3 protein-coding genes are annotated in these 3832 nt (G+C 68.9%); 1 reads left to right on the top strand and 2 read right to left on the bottom strand.

The window, feature by feature from the left end; all coding sequences use genetic code 11:
• On the bottom strand, window positions 1-434 hold a 434-nt coding region (dhaL, locus tag WBL05_RS03860), incomplete at its 3' end, for a dihydroxyacetone kinase subunit DhaL (RefSeq protein WP_424223861.1).
• 5 nt (window positions 435-439) lie between these two features.
• Complete coding sequence (gene dhaK, locus WBL05_RS03855; protein WP_424223860.1) at window positions 440-1432, bottom strand: dihydroxyacetone kinase subunit DhaK; 993 nt, start codon at window positions 1430-1432, stop codon at window positions 440-442.
• A 218-nt stretch (window positions 1433-1650) separates the two neighbouring features.
• On the opposite strand from dhaK, the gene ftsH reads away from it, so the two are divergent.
• Window positions 1651-3795: an ATP-dependent zinc metalloprotease FtsH gene (gene ftsH / locus WBL05_RS03850; protein ID WP_424223858.1), complete on the top strand. Its 2145-nt coding sequence runs from the start codon at window positions 1651-1653 to the stop codon at window positions 3793-3795.
• The last annotated feature ends 37 nt before the right edge of the window (window positions 3796-3832 follow it).

Here is a 3832-nt window from a genome sequence, read left to right as displayed (position 1 = left end):
TCCGGGTTGGCGTCGAAGGCCGCCACCGCCGGCAGCAGGGCGTCGAGCATCGTCTTGTCGCCAGCGGTCGCCTTGCCACGGTCCCGGACGCCGTCGACGCCGGCGTGCAGCGCGATCGACCAGGCGGCCTGGTCGATCGGCCCGTCGTCTGGCAGCGCCGCCGACAATCGCAGCAGCAGAGTGCCGTACAACGGGCCAGCCGCGCCGCCCACCTTCCCGATCAGCGTCATCGCCGCCTTCTTGAGGTAGTCGCGAGCACTGCCGAAGTCGGCAGGGTCGAGATCGGCCACCGCCTTCATCCCGCGCACCATGTTGCCGCCGTGGTCGGCGTCGCCGATCTGGCGGTCCAGGTCGGTCAGCAATTGCTCGTTCGCGACCACGGCATCAGCGAAGGCTCGCATCCATGCCGACACCGTCCGGGGCGACAGCTCCATCAAGGTCACCAGGTCATCCCGGGAGTCGAGACCGGAGCGTCCCACAGCCGCAGCATCTCGTCATCGGCCCGAAGCAGGGTAATCGAAGCGCCGGCCATCTCGAGCGAGGTGATGTAGTCACCCACCAGGCTGCGAGCCACTTCGACGTCGGCGCCCGTGAGCAGTTCGCAGACCTCGCCGAACAACCCGTACAGCTCGATCAGCGGGGTGCCCCCCATGCCGTTGCACAGCACGATCACCGGGGCGCCGGTGAAGTCGAGGTCGGACAGGATCGGCTCCACCAGCCGGCGGGCCAGTTCTTTCACCGGTGCCAACTGCTGACGTTCACGTCCGGGCTCGCCGTGGATGCCGATGCCCAACTCGATCTCGTCGTCGGCCAGATCGAAGGTGGGACGGCCGGCGGCCGGCACGGTGCACGAGGTAAGGGCCAGGCCCATCGACCGTCCGTTGTCGGCAACCCGCTGCCCGAGCTCGGCACACCTGGCAAGGTCGTAGCCCTCTTCGGCAGCGGCCCCGACGATCTTCTCGACCAGCACGGTTACTCCGACGCCGCGGCGTCCGGCGGTGTACAGCGAGTCCTGGACGGCGACGTCGTCGGCGGTCAGTACCGAGGCCACCTGGATGCCCTCCGCGCCGGCCAGTTCGGCGGCCATCTCGAAGTTCATCACGTCGCCGGTGTAGTTCTTCACGATGTGCAGGACGCCGGCGTCACCGTTGACCGCGATGGTGGCGGCCAGCACCTGATCGGGTGTGGGCGAGGTGAAGACCTCACCGCAGGCGGCAGCATCCAGCATGCCGCGACCGACGAAACCGCTGTGCATCGGCTCGTGGCCCGAGCCGCCGCCGGAGACCAGCCCGACCTTGCCGGCACGCGGCGCGTCTGCCCTGATAACGAGACGATTTTCGTGATCGACACGCAGGGTGTCGGGGTGCGCGAGTTCAACACCGCGCAGCGCATCAGCGAGAACTGAGCCCGGGTCGTTGATCAGCTTCTTCATGATGCCAAGTCAATCACCGGCCCGCTCGGCGGCGGGTAGGAACCCGGCAAGTGTCGACGGCTGGTTGGCATCCGTGCACGCTTCGCCGGGGGCGGCTGCTCAGACGTGCAGCGGGTACCGGCACCGCAGGACCGGCCGTGCCAAGCCGCCAGGCAGCTCGTCGGAACCCGCGTTGCGGGCGTCCGACTACGATTGACCCGACCACTTTGGAGGTGTCGATGTCAGAACCCCAGCCGAAGCGGAAGGCAGACCAGCCTCCGCCCGGCCGACAGCCGAGCGACGAGTCCCGCCGTCCGGCTCATTCCGACGCGCCGTCGGGGCCTCCCCCACTGGATGCGCCGAAGCCCTGGCGCACCGAGGGCCTGCCCAAGGGCAAGGGCAACGACGACGGCGACAACCAGCCAAAGCGGAACCGGAACGTCTGGCGGTTCTGGATCGTGGCCGGCCTGCTGCTGGTGGGCCTGTGGGGCCTGCTCAGCTGGCAGGACGCCCAGAACGCACCACCCACCATCCCCTACACCGAGTTCACCACCCAGGTGCTGGTCGGCAACGTCAAGGAGATCTACGCCACCGGCGACACCATCCAGGGTGAGCTGCGAACCGAGGCCCAGCTGCCCGACGACGGCACCGAGGAGGCCGAGGCGGGGACGTACACCAAGTTCACCACCGAACGGCCCACCTTCGCCCAGGACGACCTGCTCGCCGAGCTGCAGCAGAACGGCGCGGTGGTGCGGGCCACCCCGGTGGTCGACCAGCGCGGCCCGATCGCGAATCTGATTTCGTCACTGGTGCTTTGGGGTCTGTTGATCGGCCTGATGTTCTGGTCGTTCCGCCGGATCGCCAAGGGTGCGGGCGGGCTGGGCGCGTTCGGCATGCAGCGTGAGGTGAAGCCGATCGAGAAGACCCGGGTGCGGGTCAACTTCTCCGACGTGGCCGGTATCGACGAGGTGAAGGCACAGGTCGATGAGATCGTCGACTTCCTGCGCAACCCCGACAAGTACCGCCGGGTCGGGGCGCGGGCACCGCGCGGCATCCTGTTGGAAGGTGCGCCCGGCACCGGTAAGACGCTGCTCGCCCGGGCCACCGCCGGCGAGGCCGAGGTGCCGTTCTTCTCTGCCTCGGCAAGCGAGTTCATCGAGATGATCGTCGGTGTCGGCGCGCAGCGCGTCCGGCAGTTGTTCGACGAGGCGAAGAAGGTGGCACCGGCGATCATCTTCATCGACGAGATCGATGCGATCGGGCGGGCCCGCGGCTCCAGCCGGGCGTCCGGCAGTAACGACGAGCGGGAGCAGACGCTCAACCAGATCCTCACCGAGATGGACGGCTTCGACGGTACCGAGGGTGTGGTGGTGATGGCCGCCACCAACCGGTCCGACGTGCTCGATCCGGCGCTGACGCGTCCCGGCCGCTTCGACCGGGTCATCACGGTCAGCCCGCCCGACCAGCTGGGTCGGGAGAAGATCCTGGGTGTGCACACTCGCGACATCCCGCTGGCGCAGGATGTGAACCTCAGGGCGCTGGCCCAGGTGACGCCCGGGGCGACCGGCGCAGACCTGGCCAACCTGGCCAACGAGGCAGCGCTACGGGCGGCTCGCCGCAACGACTCGGTGGTCTACCAGACCGACTTCACCAACGCGCTGGAGCAGATTCAGTTGGGCGTGGAACGCAGCGTGGTCATCCCCGATGACGAGAAGCGGCGAACCGCCTACCACGAGGGTGGCCACGCGCTGCTCGGGATGCTGCAGAAGGGCGCCGACCCGGTGCGGAAGGTGTCGATCATCCCGCGCGGCCAGGCGCTCGGGGTCACCCTGTCCACTCCCGACACCGACCGTTACGGCTACGACGAGGAGTACCTGCGAGGACGGATCGTCGGCGCCCTGGGCGGCATGGCCGCCGAGGCGGTGGTGTACGGGGTGATCACCACCGGCGCCGAGTCCGACCTGCGGCAGGCCACCGCGATCGCCCGCCAGATGGTGGGCAAGTGGGGCATGTCGCCGAAGGTCGGCCCGGTCACCGTGGTCTTCGACGACATGGACCCGCGTCAGCTCGGCATCTCCGATTCAACCCTGTCGGTGGTGGACGCGGAGGTCCGCGCGATCATCAGCGAGTGCCACGACAAGGCCGTCCAACTGCTGTCGGACAACCGGGAACGGCTGGAAGCAATCGCTGAGGCCCTACTGGCCAACGAGACCCTGGACGAGGCCGAGGTCTACCGGGTCGCCGGAATCAGGCGTCCCGGTCCCGACCCGCTGCAGCACAGCCAGGCCCCGAATCCGTCGTTGCCGGAGGAGGACCCGGGCCAGGGTGCCGCACCGGCGAGGGCGGACGCGGCCGGCCACCCGGTCAGCCAGCCGGCCCGCTAGCCCCGGGGTCAGTCGAACCGGACGCCGAGCAGGGCGT

Origin of the sequence: Brooklawnia sp. (assembly GCF_049651565.1) — a bacterium.
In the GTDB taxonomy this organism is placed as follows: Bacteria; Actinomycetota; Actinomycetes; order Propionibacteriales; family Propionibacteriaceae; genus Brooklawnia.
The sequence above is the reverse complement of the archived record's forward strand: the minus strand, read 5'-3'. Positions and strand labels throughout refer to the sequence as shown.

Coding starts and splice junctions, on each gene's coding strand:
- dhaK (WP_424223860.1), bottom strand. CDS start 1,432: ATGAAGAAGCTGATCAACGACCCGGGCTCAGTTCTCGCTGATGCGCTG.
- ftsH (WP_424223858.1), top strand. CDS start 1,651: ATGTCAGAACCCCAGCCGAAGCGGAAGGCAGACCAGCCTCCGCCCGGC.